Origin of the sequence: Nostoc sp. LEGE 12447 (genome assembly GCF_015206985.1) — a bacterium.
GTDB lineage: Bacteria > Cyanobacteriota > Cyanobacteriia > Cyanobacteriales > Nostocaceae > Nostoc.
Window position 1 is genome coordinate 47,102 of sequence record NZ_JADEXT010000019.1, and the last position, 21,242, is coordinate 68,343.

The 21,242-nt window shown below is 40.7% G+C and carries 21 protein-coding genes; 3 read left to right on the forward strand and 18 right to left on the reverse strand.

Going from position 1 to position 21,242, the window contains the following annotated elements:
- Positions 1–19: 19 nt before the first annotated feature.
- The gene (locus tag IQ274_RS19575; protein ID WP_194143175.1) at positions 20–1,363 is read left to right on the forward strand and encodes a PQQ-dependent sugar dehydrogenase; all 1,344 of its coding nucleotides are present in this window, start codon (positions 20–22) and stop codon (positions 1,361–1,363) included.
- A 115-nt stretch (positions 1,364–1,478) separates the two neighbouring features.
- Entirely contained in the window at positions 1,479–1,883 is a 405-nt protein-coding gene (locus tag IQ274_RS19580) for a phosphomannose isomerase type II C-terminal cupin domain (protein WP_163929513.1), read from the forward strand.
- 45 nt (positions 1,884–1,928) lie between these two features.
- On the opposite strand, the gene IQ274_RS19585 is transcribed toward IQ274_RS19580, so the two are convergent.
- The 12 genes from IQ274_RS19585 to dndC all read right to left on the reverse strand — a co-directional run bounded on the left by IQ274_RS19585 (position 1,929) and on the right by dndC (position 12,830).
- A complete protein-coding gene (locus IQ274_RS19585; protein ID WP_163929514.1) occupies positions 1,929–2,687 on the reverse strand; it encodes a HEAT repeat domain-containing protein in 759 nt (252 codons plus the stop codon).
- A 168-nt stretch (positions 2,688–2,855) separates the two neighbouring features.
- Complete coding sequence (locus IQ274_RS19590) at positions 2,856–3,401, reverse strand: GNAT family N-acetyltransferase (protein ID WP_163929515.1); 546 nt, start codon at positions 3,399–3,401, stop codon at positions 2,856–2,858.
- 17 nt (positions 3,402–3,418) lie between these two features.
- Positions 3,419–3,610 (reverse strand): hypothetical protein, encoded by a 192-nt coding sequence (locus IQ274_RS19595; protein WP_163929516.1) that lies wholly within the window; start codon positions 3,608–3,610, stop codon positions 3,419–3,421.
- Between the two features lie 211 nt (positions 3,611–3,821).
- Positions 3,822–4,220: an ABC transporter permease gene (locus IQ274_RS19600; RefSeq protein ID WP_194143176.1), complete on the reverse strand. Its 399-nt coding sequence runs from the start codon at positions 4,218–4,220 to the stop codon at positions 3,822–3,824.
- On the reverse strand, positions 4,205–5,497 hold the full coding sequence (locus IQ274_RS19605) for an AmpG family muropeptide MFS transporter (protein ID WP_175586683.1): 1,293 nt from the start codon (positions 5,495–5,497) through the stop codon (positions 4,205–4,207). Before IQ274_RS19605 ends, IQ274_RS19600 begins: the two co-directional genes overlap by 16 nt.
- 245 nt (positions 5,498–5,742) lie before the next feature.
- Positions 5,743–7,200 carry a DNA phosphorothioation-associated putative methyltransferase gene (locus IQ274_RS19610; protein ID WP_194143177.1) on the reverse strand — a complete coding sequence of 486 codons (1,458 nt, stop codon included), beginning with the start codon at positions 7,198–7,200 and terminating at the stop codon, positions 5,743–5,745.
- Between the two features lie 51 nt (positions 7,201–7,251).
- Positions 7,252–7,638, reverse strand: coding sequence for a DNA sulfur modification protein DndE (gene dndE / locus IQ274_RS19615; RefSeq protein WP_094353029.1), 387 nt, complete (start codon positions 7,636–7,638; stop codon positions 7,252–7,254).
- Between the two features lie 30 nt (positions 7,639–7,668).
- Positions 7,669–8,016, reverse strand: coding sequence for a type II toxin-antitoxin system PemK/MazF family toxin (locus IQ274_RS19620; protein WP_194143178.1), 348 nt, complete (start codon positions 8,014–8,016; stop codon positions 7,669–7,671).
- Positions 8,013–8,264 carry a hypothetical protein gene (locus IQ274_RS19625; RefSeq protein WP_194143179.1) on the reverse strand — a complete coding sequence of 84 codons (252 nt, stop codon included), beginning with the start codon at positions 8,262–8,264 and terminating at the stop codon, positions 8,013–8,015. The genes IQ274_RS19620 and IQ274_RS19625 overlap by 4 nt, the downstream gene beginning before the upstream one ends.
- A gap of 65 nt (positions 8,265–8,329) precedes the next feature.
- A complete protein-coding gene (gene dndD / locus IQ274_RS19630) occupies positions 8,330–10,318 on the reverse strand; it encodes a DNA sulfur modification protein DndD (RefSeq protein ID WP_194143180.1) in 1,989 nt (662 codons plus the stop codon).
- Between the two features lie 193 nt (positions 10,319–10,511).
- The gene (locus IQ274_RS19635) at positions 10,512–11,132 is read right to left on the reverse strand and encodes a Uma2 family endonuclease (RefSeq protein WP_194143181.1); all 621 of its coding nucleotides are present in this window, start codon (positions 11,130–11,132) and stop codon (positions 10,512–10,514) included.
- A gap of 75 nt (positions 11,133–11,207) precedes the next feature.
- Positions 11,208–12,830 (reverse strand): DNA phosphorothioation system sulfurtransferase DndC, encoded by a 1,623-nt coding sequence (gene dndC, locus IQ274_RS19640; protein WP_194143182.1) that lies wholly within the window; start codon positions 12,828–12,830, stop codon positions 11,208–11,210.
- A gap of 172 nt (positions 12,831–13,002) precedes the next feature.
- On the opposite strand from dndC, the gene IQ274_RS19645 reads away from it, so the two are divergent.
- Positions 13,003–14,601, forward strand: a complete 1,599-nt coding sequence (locus IQ274_RS19645) for a DGQHR domain-containing protein (RefSeq protein ID WP_194143183.1) — start codon at positions 13,003–13,005, stop codon at positions 14,599–14,601.
- Here the strand turns inward: IQ274_RS19645 and IQ274_RS19650 are convergent, their stop codons facing one another.
- The 6 genes from IQ274_RS19650 to IQ274_RS19675 all read right to left on the reverse strand — a co-directional run bounded on the left by IQ274_RS19650 (position 14,602) and on the right by IQ274_RS19675 (position 21,159).
- Positions 14,602–15,579 carry an HNH endonuclease gene (locus IQ274_RS19650; protein WP_194143184.1) on the reverse strand — a complete coding sequence of 326 codons (978 nt, stop codon included), beginning with the start codon at positions 15,577–15,579 and terminating at the stop codon, positions 14,602–14,604.
- Between the two features lie 74 nt (positions 15,580–15,653).
- Positions 15,654–16,127, reverse strand: a complete 474-nt coding sequence (locus IQ274_RS19655; protein ID WP_179066733.1) for a DNA phosphorothioation-associated protein 4 — start codon at positions 16,125–16,127, stop codon at positions 15,654–15,656.
- A gap of 153 nt (positions 16,128–16,280) precedes the next feature.
- The gene (locus IQ274_RS19660; protein WP_194143185.1) at positions 16,281–16,850 is read right to left on the reverse strand and encodes a Uma2 family endonuclease; all 570 of its coding nucleotides are present in this window, start codon (positions 16,848–16,850) and stop codon (positions 16,281–16,283) included.
- Positions 16,851–16,912: 62 nt separating this feature from the next.
- Positions 16,913–18,811 (reverse strand): DUF3370 family protein, encoded by a 1,899-nt coding sequence (locus IQ274_RS19665; protein WP_194143186.1) that lies wholly within the window; start codon positions 18,809–18,811, stop codon positions 16,913–16,915.
- A 105-nt stretch (positions 18,812–18,916) separates the two neighbouring features.
- Positions 18,917–20,989 carry an AAA family ATPase gene (locus IQ274_RS19670; RefSeq protein ID WP_194143187.1) on the reverse strand — a complete coding sequence of 691 codons (2,073 nt, stop codon included), beginning with the start codon at positions 20,987–20,989 and terminating at the stop codon, positions 18,917–18,919.
- On the reverse strand, positions 20,986–21,159 hold the full coding sequence (locus IQ274_RS19675) for a hypothetical protein (protein ID WP_167306198.1): 174 nt from the start codon (positions 21,157–21,159) through the stop codon (positions 20,986–20,988). The genes IQ274_RS19670 and IQ274_RS19675 overlap by 4 nt, the downstream gene beginning before the upstream one ends.
- Between the last annotated feature and the right edge of the window lie 83 nt (positions 21,160–21,242).

Genomic DNA, 21,242 nt, shown 5'->3' on the forward strand with positions numbered 1-21,242 from the left:
TGTCATAGTGTCCACCGTCATGAAAGTTTTTGCGCGTTTATTGCTACCAGTTTTTTTAATGATTTTGGCAGCAGCCTGTAACCAGACACGCGCTTCCTCAGATAATCCCATACCCCAAATATCTGTATCTTCTGCCCAACGGACACAGAATCCTACACAGCCAAAAAATATTGTTCGTACTGAAGCACTTTCACCTACACCCATTCGGATAAATCTGAAGAATTTACCAGCACCCTTTGCAACAGAAAGTGCTTCCAAGCGGCCTGAAGTTGTGCCTATTCCGCAAAATCCGGTGCTGCGCGTACCAAGAGGCTTTACAGTTAACGTCTTTGCTGAAGGTTTAGATGCCCCACGCTGGCTAGCTTTAACTCCCAGTGGTGATGTTCTGGTGACTGAAACCGGGCAAAACAGAATTCGTTTGTTACGTGACAGCAACGGTGACGGCGTAGCCGATGTTCGAGAAACCTTTGCTAGTGGGGACAACGGACTCAATAGACCCTTTGGTATGGCTTTTGCAGATAATTCCTTTTTTCTGGGGAATACAGATGCTGTGGTGCGTTTTCCCTATACTCAAGGTCAAAACAAGATTACAGGTAAAGGAGAAAAAATCGCCGACTTGCCCGCTCAAGGTTATAACAACCATTGGACGCGCAATGTCGTTGTCTCACCCGATCGCAATAAATTATATGTCTCAGTTGGATCGGGAACTAATGTAGATGAGGAACCCCTACCACGGGCTTCAATACAGATAATGAATTTAGATGGTTCCCAGCAACAAACTTTCGCTTCCGGCTTGCGTAACCCTGTTGGTTTAGATTTTCATCCTGTAACTAAGGAACTTTACGCCAGTATTAACGAACGCGATGGAATCGGTGATGATTTGGTTCCAGACTATTTGACACGGGTTAAACAGGGGGCATTTTATGGCTGGCCTTATGCTTATCTGACACCAAACAACCTCGATCCGCGTCAAAAAACAGATGGTAAAAGTAAACGTCCCGAATTAGCAGCCCGTACTCAAACGCCAGATGTCCTATTCCAAGCGCATTCAGCAGCATTGGGTTTGCAGTTTTATGATGGGAAAACATTTCCAGAAAAATACCAAAACGGTGCTTTTGTTGCTTTTCGTGGTTCTTGGAACCGCGATCGCGGTACTGGTTATAAAATTGTATTTGTTCCCTTCGATGGTAAAGGGCGATCGCTTGGCTACTACGAAGACTTTCTCACAGGCTTTTTACTAAATCCTTCTGTACCAACCACTTGGGGACGACCTGTAGGTTTACTGGTGCTGCCAGATGGCAGTTTACTGCTAACAGAAGAAGCCAATAATCGGATTTATCGGATTCAGTATACGGGGGGATGAATAATTCCCTAGAGTAAAGTTACAGCAGTTGTGACTGTATATCCCTATCCAGGTTTATCCCGTTTACGGTAAATTACAGAAAAATACTAATACTTATCTGGTTGAGAAATTCATTATGACTCCCAACGAAAATAATACTCAGTCAAATATGAACGAATTGCCTCCACATTCAGGCACACGATACTGGGGTGAGGTGGAGGTGATCGAAGAGGGAGATACCTATAGAATTAGCCGTGTTGAAATCAAGCCCAGACACGGCATTAAACCACAAATTCATTATCACCGCAATGAGCATTGGGTTGTAGTTTCCGGTGTAGCCAAGGTTACTTGTGGCGATGCGGAAATATTACTGAATCGAAACGAATCAACTTATGTTCCCGCAGCAACCCTACATAAGGTAGAAAATCCTGGACACATACCGCTAGTCATTCTGGAAATTCAAAATGGTGAGTATTTGGGCGAAGATGATACTGAGCGCCCTTATGACTTAAATTTGGTCAAATCTGGAGCTGAAGGTTAGGCCATGCTGAGTTAGGATTTCAGATTTAAGTGATTAATGCCCAAATCAAAACCATCCTTCTTGTTCGAGGGTTTCAATCAGCTGCAAGCCACGGGGATCGCCCACTCCTAACAGTGAAGCTTTCGCGTCTTCCCGGACTCCTAGGTCTTGGTCTTCGGCAAAGGCTTGAATTAGAGCATCGATCGCTGTGGCATAAACTACATTAGAAGGCAATTCGCGGCACAGTTGACCAATTGCCCAAGCACTGTTGCTTCGCACTGCTGCCACGGGATCTTTGACTAAGGCTTCAATTAATGGTGGTATTGCCCCTATAACTGCTTCATAACCAACCTCTGCCATCTGTGCTAAGGCGCTAGCAGCCCACAAACGCACTGCGGAAATGTCAGTTCTTAAGGCATCTGCTAGGGGCGGTAAAGAACGGCGATCGCGACAGTTTCCTAAAGCCCAAACAACGCCTTTACGCACGTAGCCATTCCAATCACTGTTTAGTTGAGCAATTAATGGAGCCACTGCTTCTGAACTGGGATTGCGTCCGAGAGCATAAGATGCGCTCACCCGGACTAAGGGACAAATATCAGTTAACAGGCGAATCAGATGAGGGGTAGCACGCGCATCTTCTATATCACAAAAAGCACGCGCTGCTAACATTCTTTGCTGGGGCTGGGGATTTTCCAGGAGGGCTAGCATCACTTCAGGATCGGGCTTCGCCACAACTGAATCGTCAGTTAATGGCTCTATTTTATCTAGGGGGCTTTCTAGTTCTTCCTCAATATCGAGTAGGCTTAGATCGTCTTCGTCATACATAATTTCATTTCAATCCCGAAAAGGGATTAACACATAATCCCCCGTGCCAATAAGTTAAAACTTTATAAGTTGCGTAATTATACACTTTCTTTTCCCCTCGTCGAATTTTATCCAAACGAGAACCACTACATACTCAAACACTAAAGTATATTACGGCTATCCTCTATTTTATTTTTCTGCACTCAGGAATTTTACCATCCACAGGGATTGGGTTTGATAACCTAACTGATTGTAAAGATTTAATGCGGGTTTGTTTGATTGAAACACTTGTAATCCAATCTGGCGATCGCCTCTTTGAATAGCCCAATTTTCCACATATTGCATTAAGGCTTTACCAATACCTTGCCGCCGATGTTCTGGTACAACGTAGAGGATAAAGATGTGAGCATGGCGATTACCCTGTACTTGATCTATAGCATTGCCCACCCAAAGGCAGGCAATGGGGCATGGGGAATTGGGAATTGGGAATTGAGTATAATTATTCTCCTTGTCCCCTTGTCCCCTTGTCCCCTTGTCCCCCTGATCCCTCTCTTCTTCTACCCACCACAAGGGCGTATCGCTAGAAAAGTATTGCTTAACTGTTTGCTCTAGGTGAGAAAAATCCTCATTGGGAAAGAGATCCTGATAAGTTCGGTGCATGAACTTAAGCAGTAGCGATCGCTCCAATAAGGAACCACGGCGAATAATATACCCCGGTAGTAGTTGCTCAGACACTTCTGGCGTTTATTGAGTTAACTAGCTGAGTTTTGGACTGTTGGTGGCAAATTAGCAGGAGTGGGTTGAGAACTTACCCCAACCTCTTCAATTGGTGCCGGTGCTGCCATATCAGAGGGTAAAAATATGCGGGCGCTAACTGCGACTAGGGCAAAGACAAATACCAAAACTACAAGCAGTGGAGCGATGTATTGACGAAAAATAGCCATATTTTAATTGCAAAGTAGGCTAGGAACTCTTATGAGAACTTAGCTCAAGATTTATGAAGTATTCTTTATTTTAGCAATTTTCTGTATATCGAAATAGGGAATAGGGAATAGGGAATTGGGCATTGGGCATGGCTCAAGAATCAATAAATAGTTCTTCTTCCCCTGCTCCCCCTGCCCCCTGCTTCCCCTGCCCCCTGCTCCCGCAGCACTATTAGCTGCGCTCCAAATCATCAAGCACTCTTTCGCAATACCAATTTTCCGGCATCCCAGGATAAGTTTCCTTTGCCTGTTCAATTAACCGTTCGGCTGCGGCAGTGTCACCAGATAATTTAGCGATCAGTCTGTTTTTTAGATAGCTATCAGATACATCATCGTCTATCTGGTTTGATATCCCTTGATTTGTTGATGGTCGGGACTGATCTCTTCGTAACTGCCAAAATAAAACGTAATAAAGTGTCCCAAAAATTAAAATTAGGCTGAGTGTTCCGAAAAAAGTTAAGAGGTTAAATGCCAGAAATCCTAGAACTAACTGCGAGAGAACATAGCCAAGTAATAAACCAGTAAGTAAGAGGATGAATGTACCGACAGCAATAACTACTTGATTCCCCATATATCCTCTTCTTCGTCCTCAAGTCCTGGTCTGGATACTGCCACTGGCTGAGGGTTCCAGGGAGCAAATACTGGTAATAGGAGTAGTCCTGGTACGGCGGCGGCGATGGTAATTAAGAAAAATACAGGCCAACCCGTGCTTTGAGCGATCGCGCCTCCAGGGGCCGACAGAATATCGCGGCTGACAGCCATTAAGCTGGATAACAAAGCATATTGGGTTGCGGAAAACCTCTGGTTACAAAGACTCATCAAAAAGGCAACAAAGGCTGCTGTCCCCAATCCACCACAAAATTGTTCTACGTTGATGGCAAATACCATAGCTTGGTAGTTTTGACCGATGTATGCTAGAAAAAAGTAAGCTAAATTACTTACTGCTTGTAGGATACCAAAAACCCAAAGCGATCTATTGATACCAATAGCACTCAAAATTGAACCACCTGCTAAAGCACCGACAATTGTCGCAATTAACCCCATCCCCACTTGAATTGCCCCAATGTCGGTTTTGGTAAAACCTGTTTGCAGCAAAAAAGGCGTGGTCATATTGCTCAACAAAGCATCACCTAGCTTGTATAGGGTAATGAATGCAAGCATTAGAATAGCTTTGATAACCCCTTGACGCTGAAAAAATTCCCCAAAGGGCAAGATGACAGCATCAACAAGAGAAGCTGGAGGGCTAATTTCCTTGGGTTCCGGTGCGAACAAGGTCGCAAAAATACCAATTACCATCGTCCCTGCCATAAACAAGTAAACCGATGACCAAGGTAGTTTGTCAGCAAGTATCAAGGCTAAAGCACCTGCGACTAACAGGGCAATTCGATAACCTAAGATAAAAACTGCTGCACCAGCCCCCATTTCTAGTTTTTCTAGAACATCGGTACGGTAGGCGTCAACGGCGATATCTTGAGTTGCACTGATAAAAGCGATGACTATGGCGTTGATGGCTAGTAGTTGTAATGCTTGTTTGGGTTGTTGAAAAGCCATGAATGCGATCGCTACAATCAAAGCAATCTGCGTCAAAATTAACCAACCCCGTCGTCGTCCCAAAATTGGTAAGGTGAACCTGTCTACCAACGGCGACCACAAAAATTTTAAGGAATAAGGCAAACTAGCGAGGCTAAACCAACCAATAGCGGCTAAATCTACCTTCTCTACGGTCATCCAAGCCTTTAAGGTATTACCGATTAACAATAACGGTAAACCCGATGAAAAACCTAAAAATAATAAAGCCGCCATCTTGCGACTACCGAAAACTCCCAGTAGCGATTTAATTTTCCTCATAGTTTCAACTTTTAGCCTCTTTTGAGGAAATATCAATAAAATCCAACGAGGAAATGTAAAAGCATATCATGTAACTAGTACCTATAAAGGTTTGAATTATCAGAGTGGCGGCAGTTCCTTATTAATCCCGATGGGGGATTGAAACTGTCATCGCTGCTGTGTGAATTTCCGCAAACATGACAAACTACCAAGATTTACTTGGGTTAAATACAAATTCAGGATAACCTTATAGTGTCAGCGTTTTATTAACTTTCTTGAATTGGATAAACCTGATGCCCCCTGATTTCTACTCTGTGTGTGGCAAGGCATTTTTCCCAACCTTCACGCGTACCAATGTCGCTTTTTTGGTTAAGCAGCCCTAATTCCTGTTCTTGTTGGGTGAGTTTAGCAAATTCTTCGTAGCGTGGGTAGTTGCTGGTAACAAATGTTTCCTTACGGTGCAAAATCGGCGGATTTGCCCTAGTTTCGTAGTCTCGATGAGTGACGAATAGGGTTTTTAAATCAATACCGATGCTGGCTTTTAACGCGGGGTGAGGAGCAGTGTCGAATTCGGGGTAAGACAGATAGGATATTTGCGGCTTATCAGTGTGATATTTGATTAACGTAGCTTCATCGACACGGCCAATGGTACGGCTAGCGCAACCTTCACAAATTCGTAGTATGGGGTCAAGTGCTGCTAATGCGGAAACATGTACATAAAGCGCACCGCGCGTATGTTTACCAATTTTGCTTTTTTCGCAAGCAGTTTGAATTACCCCAGGTTTACCCAAGCTGAAAAGCTTTTGGTCAGCTACTTGACAAGCTTCTTCATAACTACTAAAAAAGGCTTTGATATCGTGGCGCATTTCTGGGGCTAGTTTCTGCCATGCAGGGCGTTTATCAAAGTGGGTGAGGGCGAGATACACTTGGATATCTAGAGAACGACGATAAGCGATCGCATCCCATTCTGCTTCATCAGTAGCTTGCAATACTACACCAAAGGCGCGGCGGAAGTTACCAAATTCGCTCAGTAATTCCTGTTCATTCTCCAATTCGCCTTTTACGGGTAGTCTACCGCGTTTGGTAAAGAAAGCCATGAGTGGTTGCAGCTGTTCTTGATAATCTTCAAATCGCTTAGTAGGGATGCGGACTCGCGGTGTAGAAGTCGCAGAAAAGAAGCGGATAGCTTTGTAACTTTCTTTTTCAGCTTCGTCTCGAAAAACAAAGTAAACGCCTAGTGCGATCGGTACTGCATCTACATTTAGGACTTCATCAATATAGGTTTTGAGTTCTTGTTGTTCGTAATATTTCTGGAAAGTATTGCGGCGCGTCACAATGCCATCATTGTAAGCAAGTTGGGTTTTGCTGGGAGCGTTAATCAGAATTTGAGCCGCGACAATTAAAACTTTCCCGGTGAGTTCCCAAGCTTGGATTAGGCTTTGACGGCGTTCCTCTGAGTCTTCAATGACGTTGAGGACATAGCCCAAGTTGACCACATCGGCGGGGGTGTGTGGGACATCGGGATAGTAGTAAGGGTCCCAGCCTGCGCTGGTGTAGCCTAAGTTTTTTACTCGCTGGACATCGCCACCGTAGCCGCAGCCGTAGTCAAAAAAAGTGGTGTCTTGATTGAGGATTGACCCTTCTATAGCCAGTCGTACAGGGCGAGATATATCAATGCGAGCGATCGCAGCTCTATGACGCTCGATTTCTAGCGCTTCAGGCATAATATTATTTGTCAGTTAACAGTGAACAGTTAACAGTCAACTAATATCCTTTCAATTTTTAACCGCCAGTTCAATTAAATCTTCAATTTTCTTGATATTTGGATCGCCTGCTAAGTAACCAATACCGCGATGTAAATGTAAGCGGAATTGGATGGCGAGGGTTTCTTTGTCGGTGGGATAACCATCGTTGTGACAGCGTTGCTTGAGGGCGAGAAGGAGTATATCAGACATTTCGCCACCAAAAACGCGCCAACTCATTTCGACGTTGCTATCCTGGGGAATTGGGACGGGGGAGGGTGTGGTTGATTCTGCGAGGGAACGACAAAACGCCCAACGGCATAGGATATTCCATTGGTCGATTTTTGTGCTGCGCTTAAGTTTGGTAAGTTGGTCTTTGGCTGTTTGGGAAAGCTTTATTCTTTCAATCGGTGATTCCATTATCTTCCTAAAAATTGAGGTAGTTTTCGTTCATAAACCCAAACAGTAGCGAACCGCAGTTTCAACTTCAAGCATCTTGGAGTCAGAAATCTTGCCAGATGGATCAGCAGGAAAGCGATTTGGATCTAAAGAACGAATTTGAAAACATAAGAACACTGTTTCTATAAGCAATCCACTGTCACCTGGCGAGACTCGGATATTAGTTGGATAATCACGTTTAATATTTGTTCCTTTCGTACCGACAATTACAGTCACAACCAAAGGTGATTGATTTATAGCATCTATAGATAATACTAAAACTGGTCTTGTTCCTGCCTGTTCTCGGCCCAGCACTGGATTAAGATTGACAAAATAAATTTGTCCTCTTTCAATGCTCACAGTTTTTCCAAACCATCCATTTCTGTAACTTGAAATTCATGATTGATAGAGTGAATTTCTGTTTTGATATCTAAATCACTAGCCATTGCAACTAGTTGTTCATTCATATATTTAACATCAGTAAATTTATTTACTATTTGCTTTCTTTCTTGCACTTGTTTTGCAATCCGTTCTAATAACCATTCTAATTCTTCTAATGACAGAACACGTAGGTCATTCTCTATTTTTAATACATGGGGCGAGTTCATAATTGCTTATCTACTTTCCAAAGGTCGTGATATATATTGTAAATATCTTTTTTAGACTATATCTACTACCAAAAATATTGATTTTCTACCACTGTTGTTTGGCGAGTGGAGGAGTCGTATTTGAGCAGGTATTCGCGTGCGATCGCTTCATTTTCTCGCAGTGTTTCCACTTCTTTCTTTCCAATCTCAGTATCCGTAGATAACAAAATCACTTGATGACTAGCGGATGGAAAGTAACGTTCAACTAAGTTACTGCGGTGAGATGAGTCTAGTCTACCTAGTGGCGTATCGATGGCTACTGGTAGGCGGTGTCCAGAGACTTTGGCTAAACCCCAGAGGAATGCGATCGCAAGTAATTGTTTTTCACCTGCTGATAAACGATGTTTAGGAACAGGTTTACCATTTAAATCATAAAGCAAAAGGCTGAAAGTCTTGGTATCAATAGTGATACGATGCACTAAATCTGATTTATGGAGGAGATAAAGGAAGCAGTTTTTAACTTCCTCCTCTAATTTATTGAGCTTTCTCAAGGTTAATTTTTCACGAAAAATCTTGAGTGTATTTTGGACTTTAGCCGCAGAAGTAATAATATGTTCGCTATTTTTATGTTTAATATTTTCTACAGTATAATCACTTAATTCTCTCTTTGACTTGGCAATAATAGTTTCTAACTCAGCTAAACGACGGCGGATTGTTTCGTAATTTGCTTTAGCTTCAACGACTTGATTTTGTGCCGATTCTAATGCTTGACGCAGCTTTGTATAATCTTCTGGTGCTGCTGCTGTTTGCACTTGCCTTTCTAAAGTATGAATTTCTTCTTCTTTATTTTTGAGAATAGTTAATTTCTCTTTTGCAGAAAGTTTAGAATTTTGTAAGTGATATATGAGATTATCTAGTTGACTTAAAGTTTCATCATCGGCTAATAGCCAAGGTGCTTCTGTCTGGATAGTCTTTGCATATAAATTATCTACATCTTGGATTAAAAATGATTGGATTTTTTCAACTTCTATTGGAGAAATTTCTACTTGATTTAGCCAAGCGAGTAAACGCTGATCTCGTTCAAGTAACAAATCCTTGGAGATTTGTACCTGTTGATGGCGAAATTCCTTTTCTCCCTGTGTCTGCGCTTGGTTAAGCAAATTGGGAATTAATGCTAGAGGTAAAACATCAGCCGCCAATTCACACATTGACTGACGTACTTCTTCAATTTCCGCAGTTTTTGTATTTTGCTGTAGTTCTAGTTGATTGCGTTCTGCTGCAATCTTCCCACCTTCAGAAATGAATTTATCAAAGGCTTCTTGCTGCTTTTGTTCTAACTCTTCTACCTGATTTTTGAGAATTTCTACTTTCTCTTCTGTGGTTTGATAATCTTCTTGTTGTTGGGTTAACCTAGTTTCAATTTCCTCTAAGTTTGCTAAATCCTTACTATTCCCAACTTCTTTAAGTTTACGATTAACTAAGATATCTAAATCAACTGCTAAACGATCTGCTAATTCTAAACCTAAAAGTCCACGAATTGCATCTACTACAACTGGTGGTGGTGTTTCCTGTTCTGCAAGTTCTTTAACCTGTTCACCATCAAAGAGAAATAAATTAGAAATCCCTAATGGCAGGAGATTTTCAATATATTCATCCCAAATATTAACTAAAGCATCCGGCCATGTATCACTGTCGCCTAAAATACCTAGTGTATCTCTACCATCTTTAGGATTTTTTGTCCAACTACGGACAACACGGTATTTTATTGGCTTATCGTTTTCAATATGTTCAAAAAGTAATTCAATCCGAGTGTCTGCAACTGGATCTATTTTGTTGTTAACACATTGATTGAGAAAATCACTATAACTTAAATTACCACGGGTAGAACATTGGGCACGAGCGCCATAAAGAGCAAGACGAATGGCATCCATCAGCGTAGTTTTTCCGCCGCCATTCATCCCACCTAATAGGATAATTGGGTGTGAGCTTTTTTCATCAATTTTTGGGTTAAGATTGATTACCTGTTTCCCACTGTAGGGGCCAAAGTTTTGTAGAACGAGTTCAAGAAATATCATTGATTTTTAAGATTAACATGAGTTCGACAGCGATCGCAGAAGCAGAAAGTTTGTGATGAAAGGAATCGGATAAAATTAATTAGATGATTTTGTCTGACGCATTGATAAAAAATATTGTCTATGAAATATAGATAATACCATCACTAACTGTTAAGAAATGCGATTGGATCTGTCTCGGTGTTGGTAAGTGTGGCTAGATTTGCACACCTCCAGCTTGAAAAATCTGTTCGGCGGTTAAATTCAATTCTGGGAAAGTAGGCGAGACAATATGGGTATTGCCTTTAAATTGAGTAACTTGGTACTCACCATCAATTAATTGATAAATGGATATAGTAGGCAGCTTAGGATTGCCAATAAACTTCCTAGCACCTATAGCCGCATAATCTATAATCCAATATTCGGGAATACCTATAGCTTCATAATCAGCTAATTTTTTGTAGTAATCATCTCGCCAATTAGTACTAACAACTTCAATTACTAAGGGAATAGATGCAGCTTGAGATACAGTTGATTCTTTTTTCCATAAAAGCTCATTCACTAAATTTGGTCGATTGATTATTAAGATGTCTGGTGAATAAGCTGATTCCCCTTCAGATGGCTTGACTAATACAGTTTTTGGAATGAAGTAAGGAAGTTTTTGTCGACCAATTTCGATAGATATATTTAGCGCCAAAAAACCAACAACATCCTCATGATCTCCCACTGGTTGTGCCATTTCAACAATCACGCCATCATGTAATTCGTATCTCCCACCCTCAGGCCGCCAAGCTGCAAAATCTTCAAAAGTTACTAATTTGTGTATGGCTTGAATCATAGAACCTCACTTGTTTTAAGATAACCCAACTTTGTCAAGCGTTCTTTAAGTAGTTTCGTTGACTCCCGTCTTCTATTATTCTGAATTTTCCTTTTTAAATTTCATACTTGCCCAAGTTACCTCTTCATCACTTTCAATTTTACCTTCATCTATTTCATTGATTGCTGCAACATCGCCCAAAGTCATCTGCTTGACTTTTGCAACATCACCTTGACTAACTGCTTCGCTTAATTCGCGTTTCAAACGAGCATTTTTAATCGCATCTTCTGGAGAACGGGAACTCGTATTAAAACATTTTTCTAGGGTGTCGTATATCCCTACGCGGCGAGTTTTTTTGCGATACTGGCGTTCTGTGTCTAACAATTTCGCCATGAGTTCCAAGTGCATCGCGTCACCTTCACAGATTTCTTCTAATACTATCCATTCATCACGACCTAGTAGGCTATAGTCTGCACCAGGACGGGGGTCTTGAAATTCTTCGCCAGTCACTTCTTGATAAATCCGGGGTAAGCTATCATCAAATTCGTGTTTGTCTTCTAGCCAAATGCGGCGAATTTCGCTCATTTCTTCTAGAGTAATTAGGGTGATTTTACCCATATTTTTTGGTGCTGTACAACGAGTTTTTGTTTGCGCTTCTAGCACTTGTCTTAGCCAATGTTCTCGCCAATATTTTGTATATGGGCCATGAATTGGTTCAATAGATATTTCACCATCTAAATTACGTTCAAAAAGTTGGACTTCTCCCCAGATACGACGGAAATCTCTTTTATCACGGTCATCTCTAATATCTAATTCATTACGGATATCTAATAGAGGCTGCATCCATTCTTTTTCTTCATCATTTTGAATCATTGCCTCCATTGATTTATCTTTATTAACAATTGTGCAAACCCAGCATCCAAATCGAGAATCACCACAGCTAGGAGTAGAAGTATCAACAACTAGAGGACATTCATTATCTGCTGTAGCACCTCTATACATGGTGAATAAGTCTTTGTTGCTATATCCCCAAGGATTTTGCCATTGATTTAGGTAAATCCAAACTTCATCAGTACGCCAGTCTTCAATGGGAAGGTAAATTAATGAGTTAGGTCGGTTAGGATTAGTATTTATGTGATCGCGTATCCGCGATTCTCGATGTTTAGCCATCGTAATAGCACGTTTAACACTTTCAGCTTTGCGAGTACCTAAAACAAGAATTACTTCACCATTGGCTTGAATTACTTCACGAATGAAGCTATCAGTCGGTTTAATCTTCAAACGTTCAGTACACCACCGCATACGATTACGTGGTGCTGGGTAGCCTTTGCCAATTAAATTTACCCAAAAGGTGTCTTTGACTGCCGGATAAAGCAAATGGGCTTGAATTGGCATTCCTTGTTCTTTAGCAGCAACTCTCATCTGTTCTAAAGAGTTGCGTACCCAAACAGAGACTACAGGATTTTCTACTAGCGTATCAGTTGTAATAACATGAACTGGCTTAATACGTTTTTCTGGTGGTAGGGCTGCGATCGCATTCCAGATAAGCTGTAAGGTAGCAGTACTATCTTTGCCGCCCGAATAGCCCACCACCCAAGGTATCTCATCTAAACAATACAATTCTTGAATTTCAATAGTGAGAGCTTGGATATAGTCCACTAACTCTGCTACAGTACGTGCTTGTTGAACTATCTTTTCTGGTTGTTGTGCTGTAGTCATTTCTCCTTCTCTCTGGAAACACTGGCGTAATATCCGGGCGAATAGAATTCGCGGCTACACAGACGAAACCCAGCAAGGTGGGTTGAAAAAAAGTTTTTAAAAACTTTACTACTAATATCCAAATTTTTGGATAATTAAACGACATAATCCTATTCTGTTTTTAAAATTTAACATGAAAGATACTGCATCTGACCCAACGGCTGACATCGCTAAAGAGTACCTGGAACGAGAAAACAAGGAAAAACAGGTACTAGCTTTACTTCTGGAGAAGTTTTTAGGAAGAAAAGATCAGATTCTCGTTCAAAAAACCGAGATGGGTGGTACTGAGGCTTATGTTAGCTCTGTTACATTAGAATGGTTTGCCGGTCGGGTTCACTTCGCCTCTGGCTTACCTCTGTTTCAAAAAAAGTATAATCCTGAAACTGATAATGTCGAGATTGACGCGGATAGTATTGATGAAATTCAACAGCGTCCCCTTGATTGGTCACGTCAAGCGCCACTAGTGCAGTATTTGGCGGCTAGGCACAACCATAAGTTTCCGCCAGTGCTGGTAGTAATTAATCAACCGTGGGTGGATAATCCCAAAGCTGCTGAGTGGGATAGTGAAGGACGCGCCACCAAGTCTACTACTGATTTCGTCCCCTTAGATAAAGACGCTAAAGTAGGTCTGCTAAATATTTCTGAGGATGATGTAACCATTTATGCACTAGATGGTCAACACCGATTAATGGGTGTACAGGGGTTGATGGAGTTAATTAAAACTCGCAAACTCCAGCGCTATAAAAAAGATAAAGGTGCTGATGACAGTTTTATTACAGTCAATGATTTGATAGAAAAGTACCAAGTAGACCTTGCTTACTTGCAAAATTTACCCAAAGAGAAAATTGGTATTGAGTTCATCTGTGCGGTAGCGGCTGGGGAAACTCGCACCGAGGCGAGGCGGAGGGTGAGATCGATTTTTGTTCATGTCAACCTGATGGCTGCACCCTTGACTAAAGGTCAGCTAACACAGTTGAATGAAGATGATGGTTTTGCGATCGTTGCTAGAAAAATTGCAGTTACACATCCACTATTAGAACAACGACAAGAGCGAAATCCTCGTGTTAATTGGAATAGTGCAACAGTGGCTTCCAATTCTACAGTTTTGACCACTTTGCAAGCTCTCCAAGATATGTCTGAGCGATATTTAGTTCATAAGTTCCCGCACTGGAAACCCTTGGAGAAAGGTTTAATTCCTATGCGTCCAGAAGATGAAGAAATTGAACAGGGAATTGAGGAATTTAAAAAGCTATTTGATTCTTTGGCTAGTCTTTCTAGTTATAAAATTTTAGAACACGAGGATACACCAGCTTTACGGCGCTTCAGTTTTGAGAAGGATGGAGGTGAAGGAAATATGCTTTTCCGTCCAGTTGCTCAAGTTGCATTAGCCCAAGCTTTGGGAATTTTGGTATTTAAAAAAGGTTTTTCCCTAGCAGATATTTTTAAGAAGCTGCGGAAGTTTGACCAGCAAGGTGGTTTTAGTGGTATGGAATATCCCCAATCTCTCTGGTATGGGGTTTTATATGACCCAAATAAAAAGCGAGTGCAGGTTGCTGGACGAGATTTGGCGGCGAAGTTATTGGTTTATATTTTGGGTGGAATTCAGGAACAGATGGAACGTGCTGAACTTCGTAAGGCTTTGGCGGATGCTAGGACTGTTGAAAATAAAACAATAGGTTTTGATGGGGAGTTTGTTGAACCGAAAGCGGTAGGACTTCCACCTGTTTTGTAATTATGCTTGAAATATATTTTGGCGATGCCATTGCAGCGCTTCCAGTTCTGGAAAGTGTTGCTCTGTATTTGGTAGAAGTATTGTTTCACCATGAAAATTTTTCATAGGTTTAGCATGGGGAGATGCTTCTTCCAAATGATTACTAACTATAATTTTGTATTGCTCATCTACAGCAAACCAACCGCGATCAAATGCCCAATGATGGTTTTTACACAGTGCTATTCCATTATGAATTCTACTATCATAGAATTGTGAGAATGGCTTTATATGTGCGCCATCAACGATGTTTTGAGTTACAGATTTAGTTACTTTAAGTCCACAAAAAGCACATTTATAATCATAAATACTTATGATAGCTTTCCTGAAAAAAGCATTTCTAATTAATGCTTTTTTTAATCTCCATCTAGGATTAGGATCTAAATTACTAGACTCAATAGTTTTGTCTATTTGTAAAGGTACATCTTCAAAATTTTGGTTAATGTTTAAAAAACTTTCTATCGTATTATCTTCAGATGGTAGCCAAGCTGAAATAAGTGCATCAATTAATATTTGCTTAGAAATTTCATCTTGAATGAAATTAAATAGTTCATCATCCAAATATGCATAGTCAACATCTTCCTTGAGTTTGGGAATTGTTTGCGGGCGACCCCCATCATATTCCGAACTATACTTAAGATGCCAAAATTTCCCTTGATCATTTTTTAGATGAAAAAAAGGAAGGGCAAAATCACTTCCCTTAAAAGTACTAGAAGCAAGTATTTCCCAATACTTCTTGAATGTATCAATTAATTCATCTGATATTGTAATACGATTATCTGTTATTAAATCTTGTGTAATTAGGTCAATTATAGATAAAAGTAATATTGGTTTATTAAGAGCATCACCCTTATTTTTACTTTTATACACCTTAATATTAGAAAAACATTCACAGTAATAAATTAAACTTAGCTGATGTACTGGCTGTTGTGCTTTACTCATTATTTTATTTTTATATAAATCGTAAGTATTTGCTCAATCTGTTGGTAATTGTTAAGCAATAAATTGATGTTGTCTTATGAAAGAAATTTGCTTAAATCAAACTCTTCTTCTTGGGAGTTATCTTGAAACCTTTCATGACTGAGAATCAATAAAATTCTTTCAGAATAATCTACTGCGCCCCGGATTTCTGATTGTAATATTTCAAGTCCACCATTGGCATATTCTTCAAAAATATAATTACGTTTTTCGTTATTGTTTCCTTCTTCGAGAGATAAAAGTTTAATCTCTTGAGTTTCAGCAATTGCTATTAAATTTATTACTGTATTATATCCCCTGACTATAAACTGTTCTTGGGGTATTGGCGACGGTTCCCTTTTAGAAATCTCTCCCAAAGGCACACGTTTTTTATGCTTTGCACCCAAAGCTGCTGCAAACACAATCACATCAGCAAAAGTATTAAAAGGGCCTGTTCCACCATTTGAAGATGTTAAATCTTTCACTAACTCAGCCTTATCTTTAGCAACCCTGATTCTGCCAGTTTCCGCCATTGTTTTAATATCTACATTGTTGCTATTTTAACCGAAAGTTGGAAGCGACAGTAATTATTAGCGCATTATTTTATACTAGTATATTGGCGATCGCTAAACAAACAAATTATCCACCAACATAGTCCATCCTGCCACTGCACCTCCGTGTGAAATTTAAATTGATAGTTGAACATCCTCATAAAGCAAAGAAATAGGAAAGCGGAAATCAACGCTAGTTAAATGAACTTCATCCTCTTGTTCATAAGGATGTAACTCCCAGAGTCCTCTATCATTTAACCGGAAGCAATCTAAACCAATTTTTTCAGCATCGATAAGGACGTATTCTTGCAAAGTCTGAATGTGACGATACCGCGTAAATTTTGTACCTCTATCGTAAGCTTCCGTACTTGGGGACAGAACTTCAACAATTAAACAAGGATATTGGAGAAATTGAATAGCTTGTTTATCCCGTTCATCGCAACTCACCACAACATTGGGATAATCAAAAGGCCCGTTTTCAGATACACCTACTTTCCCATCCGCCATATTCACCCGACACCCACTCCCTCGCAGGTGACTTTTTAAGGCTGAAGCTAGGTTTAAAGCAATATCATTATGGGGAAGAGTACCCCCAGTCATGGCAAATACTTCACCATCAATATATTCATATTTAATTTCTTGGCGTTCTTCCCATTCCAAATATTCACGAGGCGACATATAGTTTTTGTTTGGACTGGCAACCATAACCTCATTCCTTCCTTTTTCTCAACTTTAACTAAAAACTTCTGCGCCTCTGCATGAAAAAATTACCCCTCCGTTCTCACCGTCAAAACCTGCGGCGGCGTAGAATCTGGAGGATACAAAAAGTCCACCTGTACTTCTCGCTTCCCACCCGCTAACATTTTCAGCGTCACCAACGGTTCACCCCTTTGTCCTCGACGCTGTACCAAATGGACATAGCGCGTTTTTTCCACACCATTATCATCGATGTAACGCACCCGCACCGTTCCCCGAAAGAATATTTGTTCTACACCTGGCTTTAAAAACAAAAGTCTATCTGTTCCCCCTTCATCCTTCACAGGAGTCTGGATTGATACAGTTACCGTCTGAGTTTGGTTAGTAATATTTTTAAGGGGTAAAGTCAAATTGTATTCAACACCATAGTTACTGTGAGCAAAGTACGCTGTATCAGGATAGCGTTTTAACATTGGTGCGCTTTGAATTTGTCCAGTGCTGAGAGTAATTAAATGTACAGTTCCCAAAGGATAAGAAAACGCCTTTCCTGGTTGGGGTATCGTTAATTCAGACACATTGGAATTATCCGTAAGCTGTGTTTGCCATTGCGTTCCTTGGGAGACACCAGCGACGCGACTAAATACTGTTGGTTCTCTAGGAGGGTCGAGAGGTGTGGGGATGGGGTCACGCTTTCCTGCTAAACTGGCTGTATCCAGAAGCTTTTGCCACTCGGCTAAGGTGGGTGGAATATTACTATTTTTGACTAAATTTGCGAGATAAACTGGGCTACTACTTGCCAAGCGCATCATCGTAGTGCGACCGTTAGAAGCAGGAGCCTGTACAGGAATGGCTAAATTCGCTAGGATTTGCGTTTCTTTTGGTTCTATCACCAGCTTTTCGGGAAAAATCCCTTGGCGAACTCCCCGCAATACATCATTCATTGTGCGATCGCCTGGCCCAGAGTAAACTGTACCTTGGGGATTTTCCACCAAATCAGGTAAAGCGATAAATGGCGCTTCTCTGGTGAGGTAACTAGCTGCTTGTAAAACTTGCAGTGTGACAGGTTCATTCCCTGGATTATGTACAATTATCCCTTGGTAAACAGTGCGGCTTTGGGCTGATGTTTCCGCCCTGACGATATGATGAGCAAATATATCAAATCTGCCTTCAAAGGGATAATTTAAATGTGCTGACTGTACTTGTTTCCCATCAGGGGGGAAAGTTGATAGCAAAATTCCTTCAGTTGTTACCAATTCGGGACTATTGCTGTTAAAGGTGGGAATAATATCGAGTTTTCCTGGTAAGGGGCGTACTTCTTGCGGATGTACTTCAACTCCGGCAATATATTGTGGCGGAACCGTGTAAATATTTAACGCCCGACATATCAAAGCTGCAACTTCGCCTCTAGTAGCGCTTTGCAGTGGTTTTAGCTGTTTGACATTGGGATAATTGACAACAATACTATTAATAGTCGCAGATGCGATCGCATTTTGGGCATAGTTAGGAATTTGTCCCGCATCGTTAAAATATTGTTGTAATATCTGCGTTGGGTTGGATATAGGGCTGTAATTTTTTCCACCAGCTACGACACCAATGATTTGGGCGCGAGGAATTGGCTGGTTGGGTTGGAAAATTCCACCGGGATAACCAGAAAAAAATCCTTTTTGGTAAGCGGTAGAGATTGCTTTATTAGCCCAATAATTACTGGGTACATCTTTAAATAACGTAGCAGTGCGTTTCACTGGTGAATCAGGAAAAGCATTTAGCATCAACACTGCTGCTTCAGCGCGTGTCACTGTTGCTTCTGGGCGAAAACTACCATCAGGATAGCCTGTAATCAGTTTACGCTCCCCTAGTTGCTGGACACAATTTTTTGCCCAATAGCTTTGGGTGTCAGAAAAGGCTAGGGCGTTGGGGGTTGATAGAGTTAAGAGTGAGACAACAACTGCTGTAGTTTTTCGGAGAAGCATTAGTAAACTTTAGTATAAACTAAAGCCATTAAAGCATTTCACGGGGACTTGAGAAGTTAAAAGGACGGTTTGTAATCACCCTGGTTCTAAGTTGACAAGCTGTAATTACCTATCTCGTTCAACTTCCATAATTTCCGTATACTCAAACTCATTCGGACTTTGTTTCACCAAAGGATATCTTTCTCCACCCAACTCAATATAATCTTGTTCGCAATCTGGCTTGGATGAATAATATGTAAGCGCATATTCTCTACCAATTCTATTTGTCATTTCCGCTTCAACTTCACCCCGCCACTGAGTCTTAGTAACTAAAACTATCAACTGATTCGCTAATTGGGGAATTGTCTTCGCAATGTGTCGCCGCGAATTCTCATCCAAACTGCCGAAGGGTGAATCCATCACAATTGGGAAAGTGCTACTATCGGGAATCATCATCATTTTTCGTTTCTCACTCCATTCCCTTACTTTGTCAATGATGCTGGCAATAAAAGATAAACTGAGAATTTGATTCTCCCCCGTTGATGCTGCAACTGGTGCTTCTATACCTGTGGTATTTTCTACTAATGTCAGTTCATATTTTTCACTAATTTTAGGAATGTATGGAGTTACAGAAATCTCCATAAATATCTCTTGTACTCGCTTTTCTAGTTGCAGGCGAAATTGTTGTTCTTGACGATTTCTAACTTCCGTTAACCGTTCGATTGCATCTTGAGTGGCGTTAATTCGTCGTTGTGCTAGAGTTTGCTTATCTTCATTCAGTTTTTGCTTTGCAATTTGTTTATTTAAACCTTCAATCTCAGTTGTGAGTTGAGCAATTTGCTGCTGATTTGCACCCTGTTCTCGATTCAATTCATCAATTTTACTTTCAATTTCATCTAACCTTTTTTGTAAACTGCTAATTTCTTCATTAGCATCTTTTCGCAACCGTTCTTGAATATTGTCTAAATCGCCTTCAATTTGAGATATACTTTGCCTTAACTGATTAATTCTACTTTGTTCTCTATCAACTTCTTCCCAAAATCCTATTGCTTGCTTATCAATTTCATCTACTTGAGCTATCATCCGAATTGCAGTTTCTTCCACCGCCGAGGAACCTGCTTTATTTAACCAAGTACTCACATGAGTGTGAGAATGATTACCCTCGTGTAATTCTGCGCCACAAATACAGCGCTGAGAATTGAGTAAATCATTCACAAATTCCCGCGATATTCCTGATGTTAACTCACCTCGCGCCTTCAAATCATTAATAATTCCTCGAAACTGGGATGTAGTTTCCGACAGTAAAACTGTATAACCCCGCGCAGAGATAACTTTTTTCAGCGCTTCCTTTGTTTTTTTATATTCTTCTTGATTCGCCGTCTTCTGCGATTCTAAATCTTGCCATCTTTCTTGCAATTCTTTAGCTGCACTAAGTTCTCGTAAACGGTTACTTGTCTCTTTTTTAAAAGTTTGTTGATATTCTAACTCTTCTTTAATTTCCGTTTGCCGTTTGGTAATGCGTTCGCGTTCGCGTTCTATCTTTTCTTGCTGTCGTAATAGTTGTTTGGTTTCAGAATCACCAATAGCTTTTAATTCATTTTCTAAAGCTTTTTTTGCATCTCCCAAATGTCTGATGGAACGGTTGATTACTTCTACACCCAAGAAAATTTTTGTAGCTTCGGCAATTTCAGCCTTTTTATCAGAACGGACTATTTCTTCAATTCGTTCGCCGTCAAAGAAAAAATATTGATGTAAAGTAGCGGGTAAAATTTGATTAATTATATCGTCTGGTTGCTGAGTTGGTATATTCCATTTGCCATCATCCGCACCAACCCACATGGTTAATTGAGTTTTGCCAGCGTCAAAATCACCTTCATTTTTATAACCCCGACAGGCGCGTTTAACTCGATAGCGTTTACCTTCATGTTCCCAGCCAATCTCTGCCCAACATTCTACAGCTTGACCTTTTTGAGCTTCTGCGATCGCACGCTTATTAACTAACTGTTCTATCGATGCAAACGCTGCACTAAATTTATCATACAATACCCACGTAAAGGCATTTAGTAAACTGGTTTTACCAGAGCCATTATTGCCATGAATAATCGTCGTATTCTGAACATCTCCACCAGCCAGAAGCATCTCTGGTGTCGTACCATAAAAGGAGCGAAAGTTGCATAGCTTGATTGAAGTCAGCTTCATCGCACCTCTTCCTTAATAATGTCCAAAATATTATCATTTATATGGCTGTTAATCTTCTTATCTAGCCTGCCTTTTTCCAGCTTCCATACCCGCTCAATAATTCGCCGTACCTCCGGCGGAGCGCTGTTTATTGGCTCTTGCACATCATCAATATTCGCATCTTGTGACATCTTCGGTTTGGAAATATAGATTTTCTATATTTTAACTTTGTCTAGTGCTGTACTCACCACCGTAAAGCCACTGTTAGCGTTAT

Coding starts and splice junctions, on each gene's coding strand:
- IQ274_RS19650 (WP_194143184.1), bottom strand. CDS start 15,579: ATGAGTAAAGCACAACAGCCAGTACATCAGCTAAGTTTAATTTATTAC.
- IQ274_RS19645 (WP_194143183.1), top strand. CDS start 13,003: ATGAAAGATACTGCATCTGACCCAACGGCTGACATCGCTAAAGAGTAC.
- IQ274_RS19580 (WP_163929513.1), top strand. CDS start 1,479: ATGACTCCCAACGAAAATAATACTCAGTCAAATATGAACGAATTGCCT.
- IQ274_RS19635 (WP_194143181.1), bottom strand. CDS start 11,132: ATGATTCAAGCCATACACAAATTAGTAACTTTTGAAGATTTTGCAGCT.
- dndE (WP_094353029.1), bottom strand. CDS start 7,638: ATGGAATCACCGATTGAAAGAATAAAGCTTTCCCAAACAGCCAAAGAC.
- IQ274_RS19675 (WP_167306198.1), bottom strand. CDS start 21,159: ATGTCACAAGATGCGAATATTGATGATGTGCAAGAGCCAATAAACAGC.
- IQ274_RS19595 (WP_163929516.1), bottom strand. CDS start 3,610: ATGGCTATTTTTCGTCAATACATCGCTCCACTGCTTGTAGTTTTGGTA.
- IQ274_RS19610 (WP_194143177.1), bottom strand. CDS start 7,200: ATGCCTGAAGCGCTAGAAATCGAGCGTCATAGAGCTGCGATCGCTCGC.
- IQ274_RS19600 (WP_194143176.1), bottom strand. CDS start 4,220: ATGGGGAATCAAGTAGTTATTGCTGTCGGTACATTCATCCTCTTACTT.
- IQ274_RS19575 (WP_194143175.1), top strand. CDS start 20: ATGAAAGTTTTTGCGCGTTTATTGCTACCAGTTTTTTTAATGATTTTG.
- IQ274_RS19660 (WP_194143185.1), bottom strand. CDS start 16,850: ATGGTTGCCAGTCCAAACAAAAACTATATGTCGCCTCGTGAATATTTG.
- dndC (WP_194143182.1), bottom strand. CDS start 12,830: ATGACTACAGCACAACAACCAGAAAAGATAGTTCAACAAGCACGTACT.
- IQ274_RS19655 (WP_179066733.1), bottom strand. CDS start 16,127: ATGGCGGAAACTGGCAGAATCAGGGTTGCTAAAGATAAGGCTGAGTTA.
- dndD (WP_194143180.1), bottom strand. CDS start 10,318: ATGATATTTCTTGAACTCGTTCTACAAAACTTTGGCCCCTACAGTGGG.
- IQ274_RS19625 (WP_194143179.1), bottom strand. CDS start 8,264: ATGAACTCGCCCCATGTATTAAAAATAGAGAATGACCTACGTGTTCTG.
- IQ274_RS19665 (WP_194143186.1), bottom strand. CDS start 18,811: ATGCTTCTCCGAAAAACTACAGCAGTTGTTGTCTCACTCTTAACTCTA.
- IQ274_RS19670 (WP_194143187.1), bottom strand. CDS start 20,989: ATGAAGCTGACTTCAATCAAGCTATGCAACTTTCGCTCCTTTTATGGT.
- IQ274_RS19585 (WP_163929514.1), bottom strand. CDS start 2,687: ATGTATGACGAAGACGATCTAAGCCTACTCGATATTGAGGAAGAACTA.
- IQ274_RS19605 (WP_175586683.1), bottom strand. CDS start 5,497: ATGAGGAAAATTAAATCGCTACTGGGAGTTTTCGGTAGTCGCAAGATG.